Below are 23,568 nucleotides of genomic sequence, written 5' to 3' on the forward strand. Positions count from 1 at the left end.
AAATGTCCTTCGACTCCGCTCAGGAGGACACAACGTTTGTCGGGCTGAGCGGAGTCGAAGCCTTTTAAAGATAATGTGTTTGCTTCGTTCCTCGCAATGACAAAGTGTGAAAATAAAAAAAAGGTTCAACTTTACTAAAGTCAAACCTTTATTCATATTATTTTTTCTTTTTAGCTTTTGCCTTCTTTTTAGACTTTGCTTTCTTTTTTGCTATTTTTTTAGCTTTCGCTTTTTCCTTAGCTTTTTTAGCTTTTTCCTTTTTCTTGGCAGCCGCTTTTAGTTTTGCTTTTTTCGCTTTTTCTTTCTTTTTGTCTTTTTTCGCTTCTTCTTTTTTCTTAGCTAATTTCTTTTTTGCTTTTTCTTTTTCTTTGTCTTTCACTTTTTTCTTCTTTTTATCGGATTTGTCTTTTGAAGTTTCTGTAACAGCAACTTCGTTTGTAGTTTGAATTGATTCAGTAACAGCAGATTCTGCAGCTATTTCTTCTGGTTGTTCCGTTGTAGATACTATATTTTTTGCAGGAGCTTTTTTTATTTCTGCCGTTTTAGTAGCTGCTGTAGATTTTACAGGGGGTTTTGTTGTGCCCGCTGTAGCAGATTTAGCAGGAGTTGCTTTAGCCGGAGCTCTGCGGACAGGCTTTTTTATTTCCGGTGTATTTTCGTTTTGTGTAGCCGGCTGAATATTTTCAGTTTTTGGAGAATCAATTTTCTCGGGAGTTGTTTCTTCGGTCTTGTTTTCCATATTATAAGTGCATTTAATGAGAATTATCTTTACAATGTAACTAAATTGTTAACTGATCGTTAAGTAAAGATAATTATAAAACAAGCTTTCCAATGTTAAGTTTTTAGTAAAAAAAAAGCAATAAGTCTTTGAAAACTAATCGCTTGAATTTTTAGCTAAAAATAAAAATCAAAATTTCTTAACAATTCTACATGAAAAATTGGACTATAATTTGGAAAAATAATGTTTTTGAAATTTTAAAGGTCATAATAAATGACAGCCTAGCCCAGATGGAAACGGCATCCTTTTATGGCGGGGTTCGCCATAAAAGATATAGTGTACAGCTGGAATAAGCTCCTGATTGTTAAATGTAAAACTATTCTAATTCTTTAGGATCTTCATTGTCATCTTCGATAAAATCGAGTTCTAAAGCTCTCACGGTCTGAACCGCATTTCCTGCAATACCGCGAATTGACCCGTACATTCCTAAGGTATTATGGACTACTTTTTCGATTTGTTTTTCACGCTGTTTCCAGATTCTTTGCATGGCTCTTTTTTCGGCATCCAGATCGCCCTGCATTTGGGTGAAGCCTTCGACAATTCCTTCAATCTGCAAACGGAATTCATTACTTGTTAAGAAATCGTACAACATCGACATTTTATCGCCTTTATTTTCTTGTGCCTGAACGGCCTGGCTAACCTGAATTAGTGACTGACGTAAAACAGCGCTTAAACCTTTAAATTCTTCATACGTACAAATCCAGATCCCGTCACGCATGCCCATTCTTTCCATTCCGGCAGGCATTACTTCGGTAACCAAAACGCCAATGTTGGCTCTTTTTGTTCGGATATCATTTTTGAATTTCTCAATCCATGCTGGCTGAAACGCTTTTGTTCTTTTGCTTTCGTAATAAATAGAACCACAGTTTTGCAATTCGCGGGTGTTAACAATCTGAAGACAATCAGCACCATTAGCGCCTTTTTTGACTTCATCAATGCTGTCTAGCGGGAAATTATTGGCCAGCCATTCCTCAATTGCTAATTCCATTACTTCGCCCTGCAACTGCATAGAGCCTTGTTCCTGTTTGCGTTTCATTTCTTCAATCAGCTTTTTTTGGTCGTCTGATTGTTTTTGGTATTCTTTTATTTTTAGTTCATTTTTTTCTTCTTCCTGCTTACGGATTTTATCTCTTTCCAGGACCAAAGTGGCGTTAAGCTGTTTTTGAGCTTCGGCTTCGATTGCTTCCTTCATTTCCAGTTTTTCACGCTGTAATTTGGCAATTTCGCCCTGCATTTTATTCAATTCACGAATTTTATCCGACTTTTCAGAAAGTTCTTTTTCCATCAAAAGTAAACGGTCTTTGTTCTCTTCTTCCAGTTTGGTTTTTAGCTTTTCACCAATTTCTTTTTCAGCAGCCTTTTTTTCACGTTCCAATCGTTCAGCAAATAATTCGTTTTCCTGCTTTTTCTTGGCTTCAAATTCGGCTTTGGCTTTTTCGAATTGTTCGTTTTTAAGCTCTAATTCACGGTTTTGAATATTTGCTTTTTGTTGAAATTCTTTACGGATACTATCTTCCAGCTGGTGTTTTAAAACATCATTTACATCGATAGGAGTTCCGCAGTTTGGGCACTGAATTGAAGATTGTTCAGCCATTTTTGTTGATTTTATGGAGTGGAATTATAATTTGCTAAGGTATTTAAAAGTTCTCTTTTTAAGATGTGGATTAGTGTACTAAATTGTAACGATTTTTTTGTATAAGCATGAATTGCTTTCACTTTTTGTTTCACGCAGATTTTAAAATGATAAGAACTTAGCGTCCTAACGACTTTGTGACAATAAAAACTCAACAGCCGATTGTGTTATTTCAGAATAATCATCTTTTGAAGTAATTAAAGAAACATTTGTAAATAGGTTTACTTTTTTCAATTCAATAAAACCAACTTCTAAATCCTGATTATTTTTTGCAATATTCGAAGGAACAATCGAAATTCCTAATCCGTTTTTAACTAATTGCACAATCGAGTTTATATTATTCGCTTCGTGAATTATCTTCGGTGTAAAGCCATAAAAGGCACACAGTTCCAGTAAAACTTCATGATAATGCGGGGCGTAATCTTTATTAAAAAACACAAATGTTTCGTCTTTCAGTTTTAAAATCTCGTTTTCTGATCTTATCTGAACGGTATTTTTATTGTAAACCAATGAAAATCCATCTTTAAACCATAAATGCGATTTTATTTTGGGCGAATGAATAGGTGATCGAATGATTCCCATCTCGATTTTTCCCTTTTCTAAAGCAGCGATTTGTTTGGTAGTTGATACTTCAAAAAGTTTAAAATTTACGTATGGAAATTGCGCTTTCAGATGTTTTATCAAATCGGAAATGACAGACGAATAAATCGAACTGATATAAGCGATTCTGAATTCGCCCGAAACGTTCTCTGCGATCTTTTTTGTTTTCACAGCAATGCGTTCCAGATGCTGAAAAAGTGCTGTTACTTCTTCCTTAAAATATTTTCCTGCTTCGGTCAATTCTACTTTTTTGTTGTTTCGGATGAAGAGTTTTGCCTGAAGTTCTTCTTCTAATTCGGCTATTTGTCGGCTTAATGGAGGCTGCGAAATAAAGAGTTTTTCTGAGGCTTTGGTAAAGTTCAGTTCTTCGGCAACAGCCAGAAAATATTTTAAATGACGTAATTCCATGATACTTTTAAAGTATTATTGATTGATAAAAATAGTATTTTCAAAGTATTTATCAAAGAGGTAGTTTTGAAAATGAAAAAATAACTCTCTCGCAGATTGGGAAGATATAGCAGATTAATGAATTTAGATAAAATCATCTTAATCACAATATCCCGATCAATATTAGCAAAAAGATCCTGTTAATCTGCTTATTCTGCGAGAGATTAAAAAACAAAGACCATGAAAAAATCAACTATCGAAGAAATCAAAGAGCGATTTGACAATGATGTCGAAAGATTTTCAAATTTAGAAACTGGACAAGTGGCGACAATCGACGCTGCTATTTCTTTAGAATTAATAACAGAAGCTTCAAAACGTATTGTTCCGAATGCTGCAGCTGTTTTGGATGTCGGATGCGGAGCAGGAAATTATACTTTAATGATGTTGTCTAAAGTACCGGATTTAAACTGCACTTTGGTCGATTTGAGTTTGCCAATGCTGGATCGTGCTTTTGAAAGAGTTTCGGCTGTGACAAACGGAAAAGTACGAGTTAAACAAGGTGATATTCGCGAAGCAGATTTAGAAGAAAATAGTTTTGATATTATTTTGGCCGGAGCAGTTTTGCATCATTTGAGAGACGATCAGGATTGGGAAACCACTTTTACTAAATTGTTTAAATTGTTGAAACCGGGCGGCTGCTTGATGATTTCGGACTTAATCACACAAGATACTGATTTATTAAATGAATATACCTGGCAGCGTTATGGAGATTATTTGGAAGGAATTGGAGGGGCAGAGTATCGTCAGAAAGTGTTGGATTATATTGAGAAAGAAGATTCTCCTAGATCTATGAATTACCAATTGGATTTGATGAAGAAAGTTGGTTTCTCAAAAGTCGAAATTTTACATAAGAATATGTGTTTCGGGGCTTTTGGAGGGATTAAATAAAAGTTTTATTCTCCACGAATTGCTTCGCTTATTCGTGGAGAATAAAATTTATATTTCAACGGGCATCGGATATTTGTTTCTGAGGTCGAAAACTAATTCTGAGGGGCCATTTTTCTGAAGGTAATCTAATTTTTCTACGGCTTCTTCCATAGTTGGAATTTGACCTTTTGGAATCCACCACATGGCTGTATGCGCCTTTCCGAATTTCTGAAACCATTCTTTTCTGCGTCTTAGAAATTCGCTGTGAAAAGTTTTGTACATATAATGCTCTAATGTCTCGATGCTTTCCCAAACTGATACGTTGATGATAATCTGTTCATCGTTGTACGGATTCAGACTTGTAGCATTGTAACTGTCTGTATCATCTTTTAATCTCCAGATAAAACCTTCGCTCTCTTCGGCTAAAGTGTTTACAGCTTCTAAATTATCTACGAATTCTTTCATTATTGGGTCGTTGATGTCGACTCCTTTCATTTTGGCAATATTAATTTCTGCAAGATGATAGTTACTCATGTTATCAAGTAGATTTTTCGGGTGCTATTTATTCTTTTATAAAATCTGGTTGGTTTTATAAACCTGAATCGGATCTGAAACGAGATCTCTGATTTGAGAAATAAAATCGGCTAAATAAGGTTGTGAATTGTGAATATCAAGTCCCGGCTGGTGTTTCCATTCTTCCCAAATGATGAATACATTTTCGGCTTTATGTAAATCGTAGCGAACACAGGCTTCTTCTTTTCTGGTTTCGGTAACGAGATGGTGCTGCATGTTTTGAATTTGGTCGTTATGTTCCGGTTTACCTTTGAAGATGGCAGTAATTGAAATCATGATTATAAAGTTTTAAAAATTTCTTTTAAATGATTGGTGTAATTTTCTTTAAATATAAGAATATTTTCAGGTGTTGCGCCTTTTTCAACATCATGAAAATGAAATCCGTTTACGCATTCCATTCCTGTGAATTTATTCATTTTGTGGAAACCAAACATGACACCATCATCAACAGAAGTTTCGTCGAAGAATTCGCCAGGAAGCGTAAAAGCAGTTGCTGGCGCATTCCAGCTGGTGGTAAGCATGTACTTGCGTCCGTATAAAAGTCCGCCGGTTCCGTAATTGATGTCGGGATTTACGCGGCTTCTTCCGTCACTTTTGTAGATTCCGTTGTTGTGTCCCTGAGTGAAAACATCGTCGATGTATTTTTTGAAAAGGTTGGGAATTTGAAACCACCAAACCGGTGTGTGATAGATAACTAAATCAGCCCAGACGAATTTTTCTACTTCTTCCTGAAGATCGATTTCGTTTTCGATATGGGTTGTTTTGATTTCGTATGTACTGTTTTTTGAAAGAAATTCGACTGTCCAGTCCTGTACGGTTTGATTGAATTGTCCTCCGGAATGAGCAAATTTTTGCCCGCCATTGATTATGAATATATTTTTCATTTTAAATTGTTACTTCTTTTGAAAACGGATGTGTGAGGGATAGAGGCGGTATCCTTTTGCGAAATGAAATGAAGCAAAAGATAAAGCCGAAAGCCCGACCCGGAGGGTCACACCCCAATTATTTTTATGTATAAATATTATTTGACTTTTGAAATCGCCTGATTAATGAATTCTAATTCGGAAGAAGAAAGGTCAAAATCCATTGCTTTTGCGTTTGAAATGGCTTGCTCTGCATTTCTGGCACCGGCTAAAACAATCGCAATTCCTTTTTGTAAAGTGGTCCAGCGTAAAACCAGCTGCGAAATTGAAATGTGTTTAGAATGGGCTAACGAACTCAATTCCTCGATTAAGGTTTTTACCTGCTGAAGGTCAAATTTGCCGAAATAACCGTTTCTGTGGTCGTTTTCCTTTAATTTACTATCTAAGAAATATTTCCCGGTCAATAAACCTCTTTCCATTGGGCTGTAAGCAATGATTCCGATGTTTTCTGCAACGGTGAATGGAATTAGTTCTTCTTCAATTTTACGGTTTAGCATGCTATAGGAAACCTGATCAGAAACTACCTGAACTGTTTTTTGTGCTTCCTGAATTTGTGCAACATTGTAATTGCTTACTCCGAATGCTCTGATTTTTCCTTGTTGTAATAAAGTTTCAGCGGCTTCCATTGTTTCAGAAATTGGCGTTGTAACGTCTGGCCAGTGAATTTGCAGTAAATCGATATAATCCGTCTGAAGACGTTTTAGGCTTTCTTCAACTTCTTTAATTACGCTTGCTTTGGATGAATATTTGTAAATTGGAACTTTTTTACCGTTGTCATCAGCGTCAAAAAAGTAATCGCCTTTTCCGTTGTTGCTTCCGTCCCAAACCAAACCGAATTTAGTCAATAACTGCACTTTAGAACGATCGTGGCTTTTGACAGCTTCGCCAATCATTTCTTCGCTTAAACCAAAACCATAAAAAGGAGCGGTGTCTATTGTTGTAACACCGTGGTCGATTGAAGCATGAATGGAGTCGATTGAATCTTTTTTATCTGTTCCTGCCCACATGGTTCCGCCAATAGCAAAAGCACCGTAAGTGATTGTTGATAATTCAAGTTCAGAGCTGCCTAATTTTCTATATTCCATGATTGTGATTTTTTCTGTTTAAAATTGATTAGGCAAAATTATACTGTTTTTATGATTCTTATTTGGTATAATTTTGTCTTTTTTAGGTATATTTGCACCTTCAAATAAATTGAATTATGAAAAAAGAAAATTTATACGAGCCTTTTACTGTTTCTTTTGAAACGCTGAGTGAATATCCGGATGTGGGAGATCGTCATAATTTTTTTGAGCTGGTTTATATTTTGGAAGGGACGGGTTCGCAGTGTATCAACAAAAATATTTTTTGGTATGACCCGGGGCATTTGTTTTTATTGACGCCCGAAGACTGTCATAATTTCACAATCGAAACCGAAACGAAATTTTTCTTTTTGAGGTTTAATGATATTTATTTGAAAAATTCAAGTCTGCAAAATGAAAATATTCAGCGACTGGAATATATCCTTCAAAATGCGAATCATCAGCCGGGCTGTATTTTGAAAAATGATCCTGATAAATGTTTGGTAAAGGTTATGATCGAAGCCATTTGCCGGGAAAAGAAAGATAAGGATATTTACAATCAGGAGTTGATTCAGCAATTGGTTAATACGCTGATTATTATTGTAGCGAGAAACATTGCAAAATATCTTCCGGAGCAGATAAATATTGATACAGAGGCAAAAGCGATGGATATTCTGCAATATATTCAGAACAATATTTACTATCCGGAGAAAATAAAAGCAGAATCTATAAGTGATTATTTCGGAATTTCGAATACCTATTTAGGGCGTTACTTTAAGAAACATGCCAGCGAAACGATGCAGCAATATATCAGTAATTATAAAACCAAATTAATTGAACATCGTCTGCAGTTCAGTGATAAGCGTATTAATGAAATTGCGTATGAATTTGGTTTTACGGATGAAAGCCACTTTAATAAGTTTTTTAGAAAACAAAAGGGGTATAGTCCTTCTGAGTTTAGGAAGACGATTCGATTGAGTGCTTAAACACGGATTGCACTAATTATCACTAATTCTTTTTGAAAAAGAATTATAAAGGATTTTCTTTTGTGGCTTATTATTTTCTCTCGCAGATTTTACTGATTTAAACAGATAAAAAAATAAATCTGCCCGATCTGCCAAATCTGCGAGAGAAATAAAAAATTAATCTTCTTTTCCGATAATAAAATCGAAATGCTCTGTTTTACCCGTTCTTAATTTACTGATTTCGTTTTGGATTATTTGTTCTAATGAATCGGCAATAATATTTCGTTATCAGGATTCGTTTGAAAGGTCTAAATTCAACTTGCAAAAAAAGTGACTTCTTGCAGAGGTAAATATGAAAAGGAGTATAAACAAGAAAACCCGTTAAAATAGCGGGTTTCATTGCGAACGCTGAAACTTTCAGCAGATTCTTTTTATCGTATTTGTGATGTAAATACATTTATCATTTAAGTAAAAGCAAACTCAATATTTAAAAGTAATTTTGAAAACGGAAATCGCTTTTTAGGATTCCAATATTCTAAATTATTGACGTTCTGATTTTAAATTTATTTTACCTTTCTGAAGGCCTTGACCTGTTACTTCCAACTGGATGGTGCCTGCAGTTTCGATTGCTTTAACCAAAACAACCAATTTACCGCTGAAAAGCTTCATATGATCCTGATGAAATACCTCTAATGATGTCGCATCACCGTTACATGCAGCTCTGTAAGTTGCGGAGCCGGTTACTTTAAACTGTAATTCATTATCGGCTAAAGGACATGGAATTCCGTTTTTATCAACTACCGAAACCGTTACAAAAGAGATATCCTCACCATTTGCTTTAATTGTTTTGCGATCTGCATTCAGTACAATTTTATATGGATCTCCGGCTGTTTTAACCTCATTTTTAGCAGCTATTTTTCCATTGGAATCAAATGCTACAACTTTTACCGTTCCAGGCTCATATTTAACGTCATTCCACATTAAACGATAGCGGTTTTGGGGAGTTGCATTATTTTTCTTCTGAACTCCCATGCTTTTTCCGTTTATAAAAAGCTCTGCACTGTCGTAATTCGTGTAAACGAAAACCGGCGTAATTTCTCCTTCTCTTCCTTTCCAGTTCCAATGTGGCAATATGTGAAGCGTTTTGTCTTCCTTATTCCATCTGCTTCTGTAAAGATAAAAACGGTCTTTAGGAAGTCCGGCTAAATCTGAAATTCCAAAATAAGAACTTCTTGAAGGCCATTTTTCATCATAAGGGGTAGGCTCTCCTAAATAATCGAAGCCTGTCCAGACAAATTCTCCAATAACCCAGGGTTTGTCGTCCTGCAATACAAAATCTTCGTCAGGAACATTTGACCAGCTGCAGGCTTCAAGATCATAAGACGAACTTTGAAAATCAGGGTATTGTTTATTCTTTTTCTGAACCACAGGGAATTTATAAATTCCTCTTGAACTCACTGTCGAAGCAGTTTCTGAACCTAATATGAATCCTTGCGGAAATGTTTTATACGCTTCTTCATAAAGATGAACTCTGTAATTTAATCCAGGAATATCCAGCAAAGCTCCAAAACCAGATTCCATAGTTGCTTTTACCTGATCCATACCAACAGTCACAGGTCTTGTAGGATCTTCACGATGAAAAATATCCTGCAGCCATTTGGCACGTTTTACCCCTTCAGCTCCCCATTGATCCGGAACTTCGTTTCCTGAACTCCACATTACGATACAAGGATGATTTCGTGTGGCTCTCACAAGATTCACAATGTCTTTTTCTGCATATTCTTTAAAAAAACGATTGTATCCGTTTTCAACTTTTGGCTTTGCCCATTCATCAAAACTTTCAGCCAGGAACATAAACCCCATTTCGTCAGCCAATTCAAGCTGTTCAAAAGAAGGCATATTGTGAGAACTTCGGATAGCGTTACATCCCATGTCTTTTAGAATGGTAAGCTGTCTTCGAAGTGCCGCTTTATTAACCGCCGCGCCAAGTGGTCCTAAATCATGGTGAAGACAAACACCTTTGAATTTTGTGACTTTACCATTAAGGCTAAATCCTGTCTTCGGTTCATATTTAATAAATCGGATACCAAACTTTATGTTTTGTTCGTCTTTTAAAGTTCCGTCGGCTGCGTATAATTTGGTTACTGCGGTGTACAAATAAGGCGTTTCAGGACTCCACAAATGAGGCTTTGCAACTTCCACTATCTGATGAAATTTCCCTTCTTTCGTTTCTGTACTTTTTTGTGTAGCAATAACCTTGTTATTAGCATCTTTTATTTGGGTTACCATTGACACATTACTGCCATGAAACTCAGCTTTAATATCAACAACAGCATTATTTGCTTTTATATCAGGAGTTGTGATAAAAGTTCCCCACTGTGCAAAACTTTCTTCCTCCTTTACTACAATACTAACTTTTCTGTAAAGACCTGCTCCGGGATACCATCTCGAAGAAAAAGGCTCATTGGTCAATTTAACAGCTAATGTGTTTTTTGCTCCTTCTATAATATCTTTTGAAATATCGATGAAAAAATAACTGTACCCATAGCCCCATTGTCCAACCTTTTTCCCGTTTAAATAAACCTGAGGTTCACTCATGGCGCCTTCAAAGATAAGAAGTGCTTTTTTCCCTTTTTTAAACTCTTGAATAGCAAATGTATTGCGGTACCAACCCGTTCCAATATGAGGCAGTGCTCCGGTACGCCCCGTTTTTTCAGTTGCTTCTTTTTCACCGTTTTGTTCAATGATACCGGTCTGGATGTCCCATTTTTTATCAAAAGGTCCGTAAATAGCCCAATCGTGAGGCACACTGACTTTCTCCCATTTCGAAGCGTCAAAATCTACAGCAAAGGCATCTTCTTTTACCTCTTTAGAAAAACTCCAATTGTCTTTTAAAACAACAGTAGTGGATTGTGACCACATTTTTCCGGATGAAAAAACTAGCAGAAATAAGAATACTATTGATTTAAAAATTAATTTCATTTTCGTTTTGTTCGTTTACCATTAAGAAATTAAGTTTAACCCTAATGGTAAAACTTAATTGTTTATTTAATTTTTGAAAGCATCCAGTGCCGGTGAAGGTTTTCCGTTTTCCAGCCATGCATTTAGTTGATAACCGCTCCAGCTTTTTGCACCCTGGGGTTCCCAGTAAATAACGCCTAAAACTTTATTATCAGGTACGTTTTTTACAGCTTTTAAAGTGGCTTCAAGCATTTCTTTGGTGTTTTGTTCTAATGTATAATCACCGCCAACTTCGACCACCATCACTTCTTTATTGTAGCGGGAGGTCATGTCTTTTAGATTATTTTCTAAATCGGCAATGTTTTCTTTATAATCCGTTTTTAGCCAAAACGGGTAGTAAGAAAGACCAATTACGTCGTATTTTACATTCAGTTCTGTAGCTTTGTCAAAAAACCATCTGAATTTTTCGTTTTTATTGCCTTCGTCTAAGTGTACTATCACCTTAATTTTTGAATCTATGGCTTTTGTAGCCTCATATCCTTTATTAAGCAATTGCGCCAATTGAGGAAAGTTGTCTGTATGCCCTTCTGGCCAAAGCATACCGCTTGGAATTTCATTTCCAACCTGAACCCATTCAGGTGTAACTCCGGCTTTTTTTAGCAATTTCAGCACATCGTAGGTATGATTGTAAACATCGTTCAGTAATTCAGGAAAAGAGTGGTTTGCCCAGGCTGCCGGTTTATTTTGTTTGCCGGGATCAGCCCACGAATCGCTGTAATGAAAATCGATCATGATACGCATTCCAATCTTTTGCGCGCGAACCGCCATGACAACTGTTTCTTGGGGACTGCAGTGCCCACTGGCTTTATCATTATTGGGGTTTACCCAAACGCGCAAACGAATGGAATTGATTCCTCTGTCTTTTAATAATTGCAGGCAGTCTTTTTCAGAACCGTCTGCATCATAAAATTTATAACCTGTGGCTTCCATCTGTGGTAGCCAGCCCACATCGGCTCCTTTAGAAAAAGAACCTTCTTTACTTGCCATTTTTGTTTTACATGAAGTAAATACAAGTGCTATGACAAGCAAAAAAGGTACTATTTTAAAATGTTTTTTCATGCTTTATTATCTGGCGAAAGCCTGCATTACTGATAAAGCATTATTGTCAAAACTATATAAAGCCTGATTTTCATAAGTAGAACCGAATGCAGATTGTTTCCCTCTAAAAGCAACCCATTCGCCACCCCAGTAAGCAAATCCCTGTCCGTGTGCTGACGCTTCAACCGAAGCTCTGACAGCAAGAACAAAGGCTTTTTGCCCCGCGGGAGTTGCTGGAAATTCAGGTATTATTTGTGTATTATTACCTATAATGTTATTTGTAAAATCATTATACAAGAATGTAAAAGGGTAAGATGTTTCTGCAATCACAACTTTTTTACCATATTTTTCTCCAAGGGCATCAATTGTAGATGCTACTTCAGTCAAATCTTTTCCGTGATGAATAGGGTAGTATGATAATCCTATATAGTCATAATCAATAGTTTTCATTTTGTTGAAAAACCAATCAGTACCACCACCATTTATACCAGCATAATGGATCATGATTTTTGTTTTTGGGGCTTTAGCACGAACAGCTTTACTTGCAGCTGATAATAAAGAAATACATTGTTGTTCATTGTCAATTAAATGTCCCTTAGGCCAAAGTAATCCGCTGTTGATTTCGTTTCCTATCTGGATAATATCAGGATTGATTTCTTTGATAATTGTTTCTGTGTAGGTTGTAACAGCTGTTTTTAATTGATCAAAAGATAAATTTTTCCACTCTTCAGGAGTTGTCTGTGCACCCGGATCTGCCCAGTGATCAGAATAATGAACCGTTAACCAAACTCTAAGACCTGCTTTTCTTGACTTTTCTGCAAGCGCTTTTACTTCTGCCATACCTGAGCGACCATTTACAGGATTTTTCCATAAACGGATTCGCACTGCATTACAACCTGCATTTTTAAGTGTTGTAAGCATGTTTTCTTCCTTCCCATTATTGTAGAACTTAGTTTGTACAGCTTCCATTTCAGGAAGATAAGAGATGTCAGAAGCTCTGATAAAAGTGTCGTCTGTAGGTGGTTGAGGAACATTTGTTCCTTTGTCATCGTCGCCTGAACAAGCAAATTGAACTGCTGCTATTGCAAGCAATGCAAGAAATTTTATATGTTTTTTCATATATAAGTTTTTTATCGATCTATATGTAAAGTAGTTATTGAAAATTAAACCTTTTAAAGTAACACACCAGTACCTATAGTTTTTTTTAATATAATTTTAAAAAAAAAGGAATAAGAAGCCTCAAATAATAGGATTTGAGGCTTACTTTTTTATTTATTATTGTACTTTGATAAAAGTATAACGACCATCTAAATCGTTTAACCAAATATCATATTTTCCTGCTTCAACAAATATGTTTCCGCCATTGTCTCCCCATTCTTTAGCCCATCCAGCAGTATGGAATTTCATATTTCCTTCTTTTAGAGTTTGACCTGAAACTTTCCAAATGTGAGAATCAAATGTTGATTTTGTCAAAGCAATTTGTTGGCTCCAATCATTGTCATCTCCGCTTATAGTGCTACCTGAGTAAAATATTTCGCTATATGTAGTTGCTGTTGATCCTGTGAAAGGAGCGATTGTATATGCTAAAGTTTCAATATTGATTTCGAAAGTGTAATAACCCGAAGTTGGAGTTGGGAAACTACTTGGATCATTTTGCTCAAAAGACGTTCTTTTTACCGCTTTGGTTCCGTCGTTACCATAGGCAGGTAACCATGAATCAATTTTTTCAAGTAATTTAAAGCCACCTGCAGTAAAATATCCTGTATAATAATGTTTTTTATTGTCTTTAGGATCTGTAAAAAGTGGCATGTTGTTGTTGTTAAGATTCCAGCCTGCAAAAGTGGCGTCACCTACTAAGTACAAAGTAACAACAGGTGTTTCTATACTTCCGTATGGAGTTACTGAAATGGTGATAACATCTGAGTATTTTGGTTCAGCATTTGCTACTCCTGTAGTGGCTTTAATTCTTACATCAATAGAACTTTCAACATTTGGTGCTAATCCAAGTTCTAATGCTCTTGTGTTAAGTTCTGCAACATCTATAATCGAATAGGTCGAAGTTGATGATGTAACATCAACAGGAGCTGCAAATTCAGTGTCATTAGCTGCAATTTGAACAGTGTATGTAACAACTGTTGGTGCTCCGTAACTTACTTTTTCCCAGGTCACTGTAAGTGCAGTATTGGCTGGTGTTGCTTCATTAAGGATAATTGAAGATCCGCTTTCTGGTGTAATGATTGAAAAAGCCGCTTCCTGAGGTTTTAAAATCATTAAATTTTCTTCGTTTTCACAAGACCATAATCCTGTAAGTATCGCTACAGCAATAAAAATTTTATAAATATTTTTCATTTTTTTATCTTTTTATATTGTTAAAAAAGGGTTTTAGTAACCTGTATTTTGAGTTAAGTTTTTATTAGCTCCCAGTGATCCTTCAGGAATTGGAAAAAGTCTTCTGTGAGAAGGAATTGAAATTCCTCTGGCAGCATTTCCTTTCCATGCCCAGTTGTAAGTTCCTCCGCTATATAAACCAAAACGGATTAAATCTTGTCTTCTGTGACCTTCCCAGTGTAATTCACGTGCTCTTTCGTCAATTATAAATTGCAGGTTTAACTCGCTCGCTGTAATATTTGAAGTTGTAGCGTTATTATTAGCTCTTTCTCTCAGGTTATTTACATAAACAAGTGATTGGGCTATTGTACCATTTCCTCCTCTTAAAGTTGCTTCTGCATACATTAGGTAAACGTCAGCCAACCTGAATAAAGGGAAATCTGTATCTGCAAAATCTCTGTTTTTTCCGTTTACTCCGGCAGAAGTTTTATTAGAGAATTTTGATAAAATATATCCTTGTGTTTTTACACTAATATCGGCAATATCTATTGTTCTTTGTTGTGTTGCAGTACCTGTTCCAATAGTATTTCTGTCATCCTGACTGAATTTTGTACCATCAAATTTTTGTACAAATTGTTTTCTGATGCGGAGTGCGCCTGTCCATCCGGTAATTCCAAAATCAGCCGCATTATTTTCCCATTCTCCAATTTGGCCATTGATTAAAAAGGTTGTACCTCCCCAGTTTTGAGTAAGAACTCCATCTGACTGAATTGTAAAAATCATTTCTTCAGATGTATGGTTATCAGCCATAAAGTTTTCCAGATATTTTGGTTTAAGCGTATATCCTCCTGCAATGATTTCGTTACACATTGTAACACAATCATTAAATCGGTCAGTTTGTGTATATACCTGAGCATTCAAATATATTTTAGCCAGAATCATACGTGCAACAGCCTGATCTACTCTTCCGTATACATTGGTTCTTGCAGGTTTTAAGTCTGGTAAAACTTCTTTTAATTCGGTTTCAATAAATTCAAATAATTGCTTTCTGTCATATTCAGGACCCGAAAAATTTAACGGATCATTTTCTGTATACATAGCTGCTTTTCCAAACAGGTCCATCATGTTGTAATAGGCATATGCTCTTAAAACACGAACTTCTTTTCTGTAAAGTTCAATTTCGGCTACAGTTTCAGCATTTGTAATGTTTCTTCCTTTTAATTTTTCAGGTGTACTTTCGCGCAAAAAATCATTGGCATAGGCAACAGAAGCCATTGTACGACTGTACATTCCTAAAATAACAGGATTTGCAGCTGTCCAAATATTTCGTTGTAATTCTGCAGTTCCTTCGTCATTTTCATAACTCCAGATCATTTCGTCTGTTGTTAGTTCCTGTAGGTTCAACAAACATCTTACATACTGACTTGTTCCGGCTGCTAAACCTTCCAATGAAGAAAAAACGGGTCCTTGAGTGCCTGTAAGAGTAAGGTTTCCGTATACTCCTGCCAGTGCTTTTTTATACCCTTCCGGAGAAGAAAACAAAGCATCTGCTGAAAGTACGTCATCATCTTCAGAAACTACATTCAGGTCATCTGTACACGAATGAAAAACAGTAGCTAACGCTATGATAGTTATTATTATATATTTTTTCATTTTATTAAAATTTAAGGTTTGCACCAAACAAGAAAGTGCGTTGTCTTGGATAAATCGTTTTATCAACACCGTTATTTGTAATTTCAGGATCTAAACCACTGTATTTGGTAATTACAAAAACGTTTTGTACTCCTGTTGATAATCTTAAAGAAACTTTTTCATTAATAACTTTATCGAAAGTATATCCTAAAGAAATATTGTCCATTTTTAAGAAAGAAGCATTTTCTACATAAATATCTGACATTACAACATTCTCAGTGGTTTGAAAGTTAGTTTCTTTTACCTGAGTTGGTATATTATTTAAAACTCCGGCATTTATCAAAGAACTGTACTGCGCTCTTGAAGCATCCATTCCATTAAAAATATTGTTACCAATACTTGCTCTTAAATTGAAAGAGAAATCAAATTTCTTGTAATTCATATTTGATGCAAATCCTAAAGTAACATCCGGATCAGGATTGTTATAAATGTATTTGTCAGCATCATTCTTGATATTATCACCGTTCAAATCAGCAAAAGCACCATCAATTGGTTTTCCTGCAGTATCATATAATTGTTTGTAAACGTAGAAAGAATATGGTGTGTATCCTTCTCTGAAAATTTGAGAAGTACTTCCGTTTCCGGTAATATTGTCCCCTAAAAAGATATCTGCATTATAAGCTAATTCACTAATTCTTCTTTCAAATTTAGCCGCATTGAAGTTAACATTCCAAGAGAAGTTTTCCGTTTTAATGGCACTTGCATTAACTGTAAGTTCAACCCCTTTTGTAGTAAAGCTACCAATGTTTTGATATACTCTGTTAGAAAAATTACTTCCGTCAGAGATTGCTACATTGGCTAATAAATCTTCAGAGTCTTTGTAATACGCATCCAGACTGGCTGTGATACGATTATCTAAAATTCCAAAATCTATACCGGCATTGTAAGTAGTTGTTTCTTCCCATTTCAAACCATTTGTTAGTTTGTATGGAAGTGCGATTGTAACCGGATCAGTTCCGAAATAATATTGAGAGTTTCCTGTTCCCAATTCGTATTTTTTAAGATAACCGTTAGGTTCAGGAATATCCTGCTGACCTGTAATACCATAACTCAATCTTAATTTTAAATCAGATATCGTTTTGTTATCTTTAAATAAATCTTCTTTAAGTTTCCATGCAAAAGCCACAGAAGGGAAATTACCCCAACGATTTTCTTTGTCAAATCTTGAAGAACCATCTCTTCTGTATGATAAAGTCAATAAATATTTATCTTTGAAGTTTAAGTTTGTTCGGGCAAAAAAACCGATTAACACAGTTTCAGTATCTAAAGTAGTCTCAGGGAATGTTGATGGTAGATTTGGGTTTAAAATATTACCGGTCTCGAATCTTGAACTTTCAAATCTTTGATAAGAATAACCACCTGTTAATTCAAAAATTAATTCGTTAAAAGTCTTATTGTAAACTAAATAGGCGTCTAATAGTTTATTTTGTCTTTTTGCATCAGTGTATTCATTAGCACCGTAAGGGAAGTTCTCAAGTGTTGGACCTGAACCTGCATTCGGGTTAACCTTTCTTGTTCTTTCTCCATTAGATTCATCAAAACCTACATTCACAACTGCTCTTACGTCCGGGAAAAAGTAAAGTTTATAGTCTACTTCGATATTTCCAAAGAATCGGTTGCTTTTTGCGATATCTCTTGTATTAAGCAATTGCGAAACCGGGTTTCTGGCTGCATTTGGATTCAGGGGATAGTTTCCGTCTCCATCAACTGCACTAAGATATTCAAAAAAACCATCATATGGCGCGCCTTCAACTCTTATAGGCTGTGTAGGGTCAAAACCAATAGCAGTTCCTTCTACAGCATCTGTAAATCTGTTTCTTTCGTGAGCATAATTAGCAGATAATTTTACTTTTAAGCTGTTCTCAAAGAAGGTAGGATTCATTACCAATCCAACAGTATTTCTTTTAAACTCATTTGTGATACGTAAACCTTCCTGATTTGTATTTCCTAAAGTAAGACTCGTAGGGATAATGTCAAATAAACTTCCTCTAACCGCCACACTCTGATCAAAAGATCCGGTGTTTCTGTAAATCGCTTTTTGCCAGTCTGTATTTGCTGTACCTAACTTACCTGAATCCTGAGGTCTTCTGTCTGCGATAAGTTTTCTGAACTCATCTGCACTAAAAACATCAACTGTTTTAGTAAGTTTTCCTGCAGCATATTGTGCATTATAATCAACAGAAAATGTACTGCTTCCTTTTTTTGTTGTAATAATGATTACACCATTCGAAGCTCGTGAACCATAAATTGCCGTAGCAGATGCATCTTTTAAGACTGTCATCGACTCTACAGTAGCTGGGTTTAAAGAAGCCAAAAAGGAGGCAGAACCAGTATTAGTTGTATTTTCTAATGGTAATCCGTCGATAACGATCAACGGGTTGTTGCTTGCAAAAAGCGAACTACCACCCCTGATTCGTATTTCAGATAAAGAACCCGGAGCTCCGGAAGAATTAATAGACAAACCGGCAACACGTCCGTTAAGAAGGTTTTCAGTGGTAATATTGTTACCTTTATTAAAGTCTTTTGTAGTAAGTGCCACTACAGAACCTGTTGCGTCCTTCTTTTTTACAGAACCGTATCCGACCTGTACCACAACTTCCTGAAGCAGGTTAGGATCTTCCTCAAGGGTAACAGTGATATCTCTCTGTGTACCAACAGTAATAGTCTGAGTTGTGAAACCTGTAAATGAAAAAGTAATTTGAGTTTGTTCTTTCAGACCATTAAACTGGAATTTACCGTCAAAATCCGTAGTCATGCTTAAATTACCTTGTGATACTTTTATATTTACCCCTGGTATTGGTTGTCCGGTGCTTTTGTCCAGAACAATCCCTTTTACTGTGCTCTGAGCGAAAACACAAAAAGGAAGCAGTAATAATAAAAGTAAAAATTTGTTGTAAATTTTTTTCATACTTTTTTAGTTTTTTTGTTTGAGTTGGGTTTTGTGATTAGTGTGCTTTAAACGAAAAATAAAACATAATTATTCAAACATTCAAGCTTATCAACTCACGCTGCAAAATTAAGGATACTGTATGCTCTAAAGACAGGGAAAAATTCGTTTATAAAGGGGGGCAATTTCGTAAAAACACCAATACAGCACTTCATGAAAAACATGTTTTTTGTTTTTTCGTCCTAAAAAAATGACAAAACAAGTAATCAGTCATTTTAATAATATATTAATAATCAATAAGGTTGTGGTTTTTAATTGATAATTTCTAAATATTTACTTAAAAGAACCTTAAATATTAATCTTTTATAGGAGAAAAACATATAAAACACAACTTATAAATAATCTAAAAAACAGGATGTATTTTATCAATATATAATAAATCCTTATTTTCGCAGAGTAGGCAGATTTCGCCATAATCATATAAAAAATGATCCCGTTTTAGATCTCATTTCTTCTATTTTTCGTATATGAAAGAACAGCTTTTAAAAAAATCTATGAATAAACTAAAGTCTTTTCTTCTTCTTATTATTATACTTGTTACTCTAAATATATTTGGACAGAATTCCCCAATAAAGCATCTCAATATTTCATCAGGACTTTCTAATAATTCTGTTGCGTCAATATATCAGGATCAAAATGGCTATATGTGGTTTGGAACTTTTGATGGTCTTAACAGATATGATGGAAATGATTTTAAAATTTACCGCCATATCCATACCGATCCAAATTCTATTCAGGGAAATGCTATTAGCTGTATAGAGGGTGATTTTGAAAATAATTTATGGATAGGAACAACTGCAGGGCCCGTAATTTTTAATGCAGAACGATCTGTTTTTAGTCCGTTGCAATATTATGATTCAGACAAAAAAATCAAACCTTTAAACGTTACGGCCTACGAAATAATTGCTGTACATCCTCTGCATCTAATTCTTGTCGCTACAAAAGGGGCAATCGTACTTTTTAAGGAAGGTGAGAAAACCGGAATGGCAATACCTTTTAACGGAAAATTAAATTATATCGCAAGATCTATATCTTATAATGCCAAAAAACAAATTTTCTATGTTTTTATAACCGGAACCGGTCTTTGTAAGTACGATATTAAATCCAAAAAACTAACGCTTCTTACTAATTCAATTACAGGAGCAAATTGCATTAAACTGACCCATGAAGGACTCTGGATCGGGTCAGACGAAGGTGCGTACTTATATAATGACAGGCTGAATACCTACTCTAAAAATTACTTTCAGAAAAAAACAGTCGTACGCGATTTTTTTCAGCAGGAACACAGACTCTGGATCGCTACTGATGGAGCTGGTCTTTATACCATTACAAAAAATCAGACTACTCCTGTTTTATACCGCGCCAGCGGTCCTGTTTCATTACTAAACAGTAAATCGCTGTATGATATATTTCAAAGCAAAAACGGAGAAATGTGGTTCGGAACCCTGCGTGGGGGTGTAAGCATGATGGGGAAAAACCCGCTTGATTTTAATCATTTTAAAATCAAGGATCCGCTCACCAATAAAGAAGATGAAGATCCTGCAGCAAACTTCATGCAGTCTTTCTGTGAAGATGAAAATAAAAACATCTGGATTGGTACTGATGGTGCCGGAATGCGATATTGGAACAGAAAACAAAATACTTATGACGTTTACTCGACCACATCAGCTGCCGGCAGAAAAATTCAGAGCGATTTTGTGACCAGCATCGTCAGGGATTCTGATAATGCCATCTGGGTGGCGATGTGGAAAGGCGGGGTCTGCCGTATTGATCCCAAATCAAAAGCAATTCAGAATTTCTCCATTTATAATCAATTCACTAAAAAAGCAGAACAGGAATCATGGCTGCTGTTTTTAGATTCAAAAAAAACATTGTGGCTTGCCATTACGAATAATGGAGCACTTTATCAATTTGACAGAAAACAAAATAAATTTATCTGCTACAGTAATACGCTACGCGATGTTACCTGTCTCTACGAAACCAAAGACGGAAAAATCTGGGGCGGAACTTTTAATTCGTTTTTTGAAATAGAACCAAAAACAAAAAAAATAAAAAGCTATCACTCTGATTATACAATCAGATGCATCACGGAAGATCAAAACAAAAATCTTTGGATTGGTACTGTTGAAGGCGGTTTGCTTTTATACAACCGAAAAAAAGGCACTTTCAAAAACTTTACCACACAAAACGGTCTTTCAAGCAACACCATACTTCGCCTTTTAGAAGACAAAAAAGGAAATTTATGGATGAGTACATACCATGGGATTTCCAGATTGAATACTAAAAATAATACTTTCAGAAACTTTGGGGTCTCTGACGGACTTCAGGGCATTCAGTTTAGTTGGAATTCCGGCTCCAAACTTTCGACAGGAGAGTTTATTTTTGGCGGTATAAACGGATTCAATATTTTTAATCCTGATAATATAAAAGACAAAAAAAATACGGGCAAATTTTTATTAAATGATTTACTGGTAAACAATCAGTCCTTAAAACTCGATAGTCCTTATATCACAGAAAAGAAACTCGAAATGATAAGCGAAGCGGAACTTCCTTATGAAAAATCAGCATTGAGTTTTGACTTTGTTTATCTGGATTATGTCAATTCTGAAAAAATCAATACCGCTTATTTCCTCGAAGGATGGGACAAAGACTGGAACTATACCTCAAAGAACAACAGGGCAAATTATTCCAGACTGACAGAAGGAACCTATGTTTTTAAGGTAAAAACAACCGATATTTTTGGAAACTGGACCGATGAGGTAACACTCGCGACGGTAAAAATCCTTCCGCCATGGTACAGAACATGGTGGGCTTATACATTTTATTTAATCGCTGTTGCCGGGGCCATTTATGCCTACATAGGGTATCATAAAAATAAGGAAAGGCTTCGCTACGAAATTAAACTTACGCGTATGGAGCACAAAAAAGACAAGGAACATGCCGAAAAACAGTTTTCTATGTTTACCTATATAGCTCATGAATTGCGCACTCCACTGTCTTTAATTATAAATCCGTTAAAAAGTACCATTGACAGAAAAAATGCTTCTGAAGATGATTTTGACCTAAGGCTAGCCTATAAAAATGCCAAAAGGTTATTGAGTCTTACGGATCAGTTATTGCTATTCAGAAAAGCAGAAACGGATCTTGATGAACTCAAAATTTCCAAGATTAATTTAAACAGTCTGTGCCGTGATATCTATGAAAGCTTTACGCAGATGGCAGCGGTTAAAAGTTTAAATTATCAGTTTATCGAAGAAAAAACACCTGCAGAAATCTATGGCGATTATGAAAAAATAGAGATTACGCTGTTTAATTTAATATCAAACGCTTTCAAATTTACACCCAATAAAGGAAGTATAAGTATTCAGGTAATCGAAAAAACGGATGATGTTTCTGTTGTTATATCGGATACCGGCAGCGGAATTCATGAGAAAGATATTGATACTATTTTTGAAAAGTTCAAGCAAATTCAGTCCAAGAGCAGCAATGGGTTTGGAATAGGTCTTTATGTGGTTAAATATTTTGTGAATAAACATCATGGACAAATAACATGTACAAGTAAAGTAGGGAAGGGTACTTCGTTTACTATTGTGTTGCCAAAAGGAAGAAGTCATTTTGCGGAAATTAGTATCAATGAGAATTATCCTCAAATGTCGCCTCTTGTAGGCGAACTTCTTGAAGGACTGCCAACAGATAACCAAAATACTCCTGAAAGCGACAATCAGCAATCAACCCCTGAAAACATAGAGTCAGCATTAATCAGTACAAAAAAAGTATTGCTAATTGTGGAAGACAATACCGCAATGAATCATTATCTGGTACAGCTTTTCTCCAAAAACTATATTGTTTATTCGGCAACAAATGGACTCGAAGGACTGAAGCTTGTTCAAAAACACATGCCTGATATTGTACTGAGCGATATTTCTATGGAAGGTATGAACGGTTTGAATTTATGTAAAGAAATCAAACAAAATGATGATTCAAGCCATATTCCGGTGATACTTCTCACAGCTACAACCAGCAATGACATTCATTTGCAGAGTATTACTGAAGGCGCAGATGATTATGTTACCAAACCTTTTGATAACAATATACTTTTAGCACGCGTTGATGCTGTTCTTCGAAACAGAGGGCAATTGCGCAGGTATTTCCTGGACAGCATAACACTTCGTGAAAATGTGAATAAGGTTCCACTTGAATACAAAGAATTTCTGGATAAATGTATCGAAATAGTAGAAGCTAATCTTGAAAACAGTGAATTTAATCTAAAGAGTTTCTCTACTGCCATGGGAATGAGTCATTCAAGTCTTTATAAAAAGATTAAAGCAATTTCGGGACAAACCGTAAATGGTTTTATCAGGTCTATCAGAATCCGAAGAGCCGCAGTAATTATGCTTACTGAAAACATTAATATCGCACAGGTTGGACCTCAGGTTGGTATAGAAGATCAGCGCTATTTCCGCCAACAGTTCGTAAAATTGTTTGGGATGAAACCTTCAGAGTATATCAAAAAATACAGAAATTCTTTTAATAAGGAATTGAATATCATTCAGAAGGGGGATATTTAATTAGAATCTTTAAAGAATAGAGATATTCAAAAGATCTAAATAAACATTGCCACAAGAGGTATTGCATTGATTCTAAATAATTAATTGCAAAATCATAGATTGATAAAAATATAAAAGGTGTAATCAA

At 35.5% G+C, this 23,568-nt stretch carries 17 protein-coding genes; 4 read left to right on the forward strand and 13 right to left on the reverse strand.

Annotated features, from left to right (window positions below):
- Positions 1-157: 157 nt before the first annotated feature.
- Complete coding sequence (locus tag JE46_RS13300; protein WP_031455784.1) at positions 158-739, reverse strand: hypothetical protein; 582 nt, start codon at positions 737-739, stop codon at positions 158-160.
- Between the two features lie 191 nt (positions 740-930).
- On the opposite strand from JE46_RS13300, the gene JE46_RS24055 reads away from it, so the two are divergent.
- Positions 931-1,071, forward strand: coding sequence for a hypothetical protein (locus JE46_RS24055; protein WP_157505923.1), 141 nt, complete (start codon positions 931-933; stop codon positions 1,069-1,071).
- 23 nt (positions 1,072-1,094) lie between these two features.
- On the opposite strand, the gene JE46_RS13305 is transcribed toward JE46_RS24055, so the two are convergent.
- A complete protein-coding gene (locus JE46_RS13305) occupies positions 1,095-2,372 on the reverse strand; it encodes a DUF2130 domain-containing protein (RefSeq protein WP_031455785.1) in 1,278 nt (425 codons plus the stop codon).
- A 165-nt stretch (positions 2,373-2,537) separates the two neighbouring features.
- The gene (locus JE46_RS13310; protein WP_031455786.1) at positions 2,538-3,419 is read right to left on the reverse strand and encodes a LysR family transcriptional regulator; all 882 of its coding nucleotides are present in this window, start codon (positions 3,417-3,419) and stop codon (positions 2,538-2,540) included.
- A 219-nt stretch (positions 3,420-3,638) separates the two neighbouring features.
- Here JE46_RS13310 and JE46_RS13315 point away from each other — a divergent pair, with 219 nt between their 5' ends.
- Positions 3,639-4,346: a class I SAM-dependent methyltransferase gene (locus tag JE46_RS13315; RefSeq protein WP_031455787.1), complete on the forward strand. Its 708-nt coding sequence runs from the start codon at positions 3,639-3,641 to the stop codon at positions 4,344-4,346.
- Positions 4,347-4,394: 48 nt separating this feature from the next.
- Here JE46_RS13315 and JE46_RS13320 read toward each other — a convergent pair whose 3' ends face one another.
- From JE46_RS13320 to JE46_RS13335, 4 genes are all read right to left on the reverse strand, one after another.
- Entirely contained in the window at positions 4,395-4,859 is a 465-nt protein-coding gene (locus JE46_RS13320) for a DUF3291 domain-containing protein (RefSeq protein ID WP_031455788.1), read from the reverse strand.
- Between the two features lie 36 nt (positions 4,860-4,895).
- Entirely contained in the window at positions 4,896-5,174 is a 279-nt protein-coding gene (locus JE46_RS13325) for a putative quinol monooxygenase (RefSeq protein WP_031455789.1), read from the reverse strand.
- Between the two features lie 2 nt (positions 5,175-5,176).
- Complete coding sequence (locus tag JE46_RS13330; RefSeq protein WP_031455790.1) at positions 5,177-5,782, reverse strand: NAD(P)H-dependent oxidoreductase; 606 nt, start codon at positions 5,780-5,782, stop codon at positions 5,177-5,179.
- A 137-nt stretch (positions 5,783-5,919) separates the two neighbouring features.
- On the reverse strand, positions 5,920-6,906 hold the full coding sequence (locus JE46_RS13335) for an aldo/keto reductase (protein ID WP_031455791.1): 987 nt from the start codon (positions 6,904-6,906) through the stop codon (positions 5,920-5,922).
- Between the two features lie 116 nt (positions 6,907-7,022).
- Here JE46_RS13335 and JE46_RS13340 point away from each other — a divergent pair, with 116 nt between their 5' ends.
- Positions 7,023-7,868, forward strand: a complete 846-nt coding sequence (locus JE46_RS13340) for an AraC family transcriptional regulator (RefSeq protein WP_031455792.1) — start codon at positions 7,023-7,025, stop codon at positions 7,866-7,868.
- Positions 7,869-8,387: 519 nt separating this feature from the next.
- Here the strand turns inward: JE46_RS13340 and JE46_RS13345 are convergent.
- From JE46_RS13345 to JE46_RS13370, 6 genes are all read right to left on the reverse strand, one after another.
- Complete coding sequence (locus JE46_RS13345) at positions 8,388-10,829, reverse strand: DUF4982 domain-containing protein (protein ID WP_031455793.1); 2,442 nt, start codon at positions 10,827-10,829, stop codon at positions 8,388-8,390.
- A 66-nt stretch (positions 10,830-10,895) separates the two neighbouring features.
- Positions 10,896-11,855: a glycoside hydrolase family 53 protein gene (locus JE46_RS13350; protein WP_167343439.1), complete on the reverse strand. Its 960-nt coding sequence runs from the start codon at positions 11,853-11,855 to the stop codon at positions 10,896-10,898.
- A gap of 78 nt (positions 11,856-11,933) precedes the next feature.
- Entirely contained in the window at positions 11,934-13,025 is a 1,092-nt protein-coding gene (locus tag JE46_RS13355) for a glycoside hydrolase family 53 protein (RefSeq protein ID WP_031455795.1), read from the reverse strand.
- 156 nt (positions 13,026-13,181) lie between these two features.
- Entirely contained in the window at positions 13,182-14,255 is a 1,074-nt protein-coding gene (locus JE46_RS13360; protein ID WP_031455796.1) for a SusE domain-containing protein, read from the reverse strand.
- Between the two features lie 33 nt (positions 14,256-14,288).
- Positions 14,289-15,887: a RagB/SusD family nutrient uptake outer membrane protein gene (locus JE46_RS13365; RefSeq protein ID WP_031455797.1), complete on the reverse strand. Its 1,599-nt coding sequence runs from the start codon at positions 15,885-15,887 to the stop codon at positions 14,289-14,291.
- A gap of 4 nt (positions 15,888-15,891) precedes the next feature.
- Positions 15,892-18,834 (reverse strand): SusC/RagA family TonB-linked outer membrane protein, encoded by a 2,943-nt coding sequence (locus tag JE46_RS13370; RefSeq protein WP_031455798.1) that lies wholly within the window; start codon positions 18,832-18,834, stop codon positions 15,892-15,894.
- Between the two features lie 533 nt (positions 18,835-19,367).
- Here JE46_RS13370 and JE46_RS13375 point away from each other — a divergent pair.
- Entirely contained in the window at positions 19,368-23,441 is a 4,074-nt protein-coding gene (locus tag JE46_RS13375; protein WP_031455799.1) for a hybrid sensor histidine kinase/response regulator transcription factor, read from the forward strand.
- Positions 23,442-23,568: the final 127 nt, after the last annotated feature.

The organism is Flavobacterium chungangense LMG 26729 (genome assembly GCF_000735715.2).
Lineage (GTDB): Bacteria > Bacteroidota > Bacteroidia > Flavobacteriales > Flavobacteriaceae > Flavobacterium > Flavobacterium chungangense.

What these genes read in the sequence shown, in the direction of transcription:
- JE46_RS13335 (WP_031455791.1), bottom strand. Translation starts at nt 6,906, where the DNA reads ATGGAATATAGAAAATTAGGCAGCTCTGAACTTGAATTATCAACAATC.
- JE46_RS13360 (WP_031455796.1), bottom strand. Translation starts at nt 14,255, where the DNA reads ATGAAAAATATTTATAAAATTTTTATTGCTGTAGCGATACTTACAGGA.
- JE46_RS13330 (WP_031455790.1), bottom strand. Translation starts at nt 5,782, where the DNA reads ATGAAAAATATATTCATAATCAATGGCGGGCAAAAATTTGCTCATTCC.
- JE46_RS13305 (WP_031455785.1), bottom strand. Translation starts at nt 2,372, where the DNA reads ATGGCTGAACAATCTTCAATTCAGTGCCCAAACTGCGGAACTCCTATC.
- JE46_RS13325 (WP_031455789.1), bottom strand. Translation starts at nt 5,174, where the DNA reads ATGATTTCAATTACTGCCATCTTCAAAGGTAAACCGGAACATAACGAC.
- JE46_RS13310 (WP_031455786.1), bottom strand. Translation starts at nt 3,419, where the DNA reads ATGGAATTACGTCATTTAAAATATTTTCTGGCTGTTGCCGAAGAACTG.
- JE46_RS13370 (WP_031455798.1), bottom strand. Translation starts at nt 18,834, where the DNA reads ATGAAAAAAATTTACAACAAATTTTTACTTTTATTATTACTGCTTCCT.
- JE46_RS13355 (WP_031455795.1), bottom strand. Translation starts at nt 13,025, where the DNA reads ATGAAAAAACATATAAAATTTCTTGCATTGCTTGCAATAGCAGCAGTT.
- JE46_RS24055 (WP_157505923.1), top strand. Translation starts at nt 931, where the DNA reads ATGAAAAATTGGACTATAATTTGGAAAAATAATGTTTTTGAAATTTTA.
- JE46_RS13375 (WP_031455799.1), top strand. Translation starts at nt 19,368, where the DNA reads ATGAATAAACTAAAGTCTTTTCTTCTTCTTATTATTATACTTGTTACT.
- JE46_RS13315 (WP_031455787.1), top strand. Translation starts at nt 3,639, where the DNA reads ATGAAAAAATCAACTATCGAAGAAATCAAAGAGCGATTTGACAATGAT.
- JE46_RS13365 (WP_031455797.1), bottom strand. Translation starts at nt 15,887, where the DNA reads ATGAAAAAATATATAATAATAACTATCATAGCGTTAGCTACTGTTTTT.
- JE46_RS13345 (WP_031455793.1), bottom strand. Translation starts at nt 10,829, where the DNA reads ATGAAATTAATTTTTAAATCAATAGTATTCTTATTTCTGCTAGTTTTT.
- JE46_RS13350 (WP_167343439.1), bottom strand. Translation starts at nt 11,855, where the DNA reads ATGGCAAGTAAAGAAGGTTCTTTTTCTAAAGGAGCCGATGTGGGCTGG.
- JE46_RS13300 (WP_031455784.1), bottom strand. Translation starts at nt 739, where the DNA reads ATGGAAAACAAGACCGAAGAAACAACTCCCGAGAAAATTGATTCTCCA.
- JE46_RS13320 (WP_031455788.1), bottom strand. Translation starts at nt 4,859, where the DNA reads ATGAGTAACTATCATCTTGCAGAAATTAATATTGCCAAAATGAAAGGA.
- JE46_RS13340 (WP_031455792.1), top strand. Translation starts at nt 7,023, where the DNA reads ATGAAAAAAGAAAATTTATACGAGCCTTTTACTGTTTCTTTTGAAACG.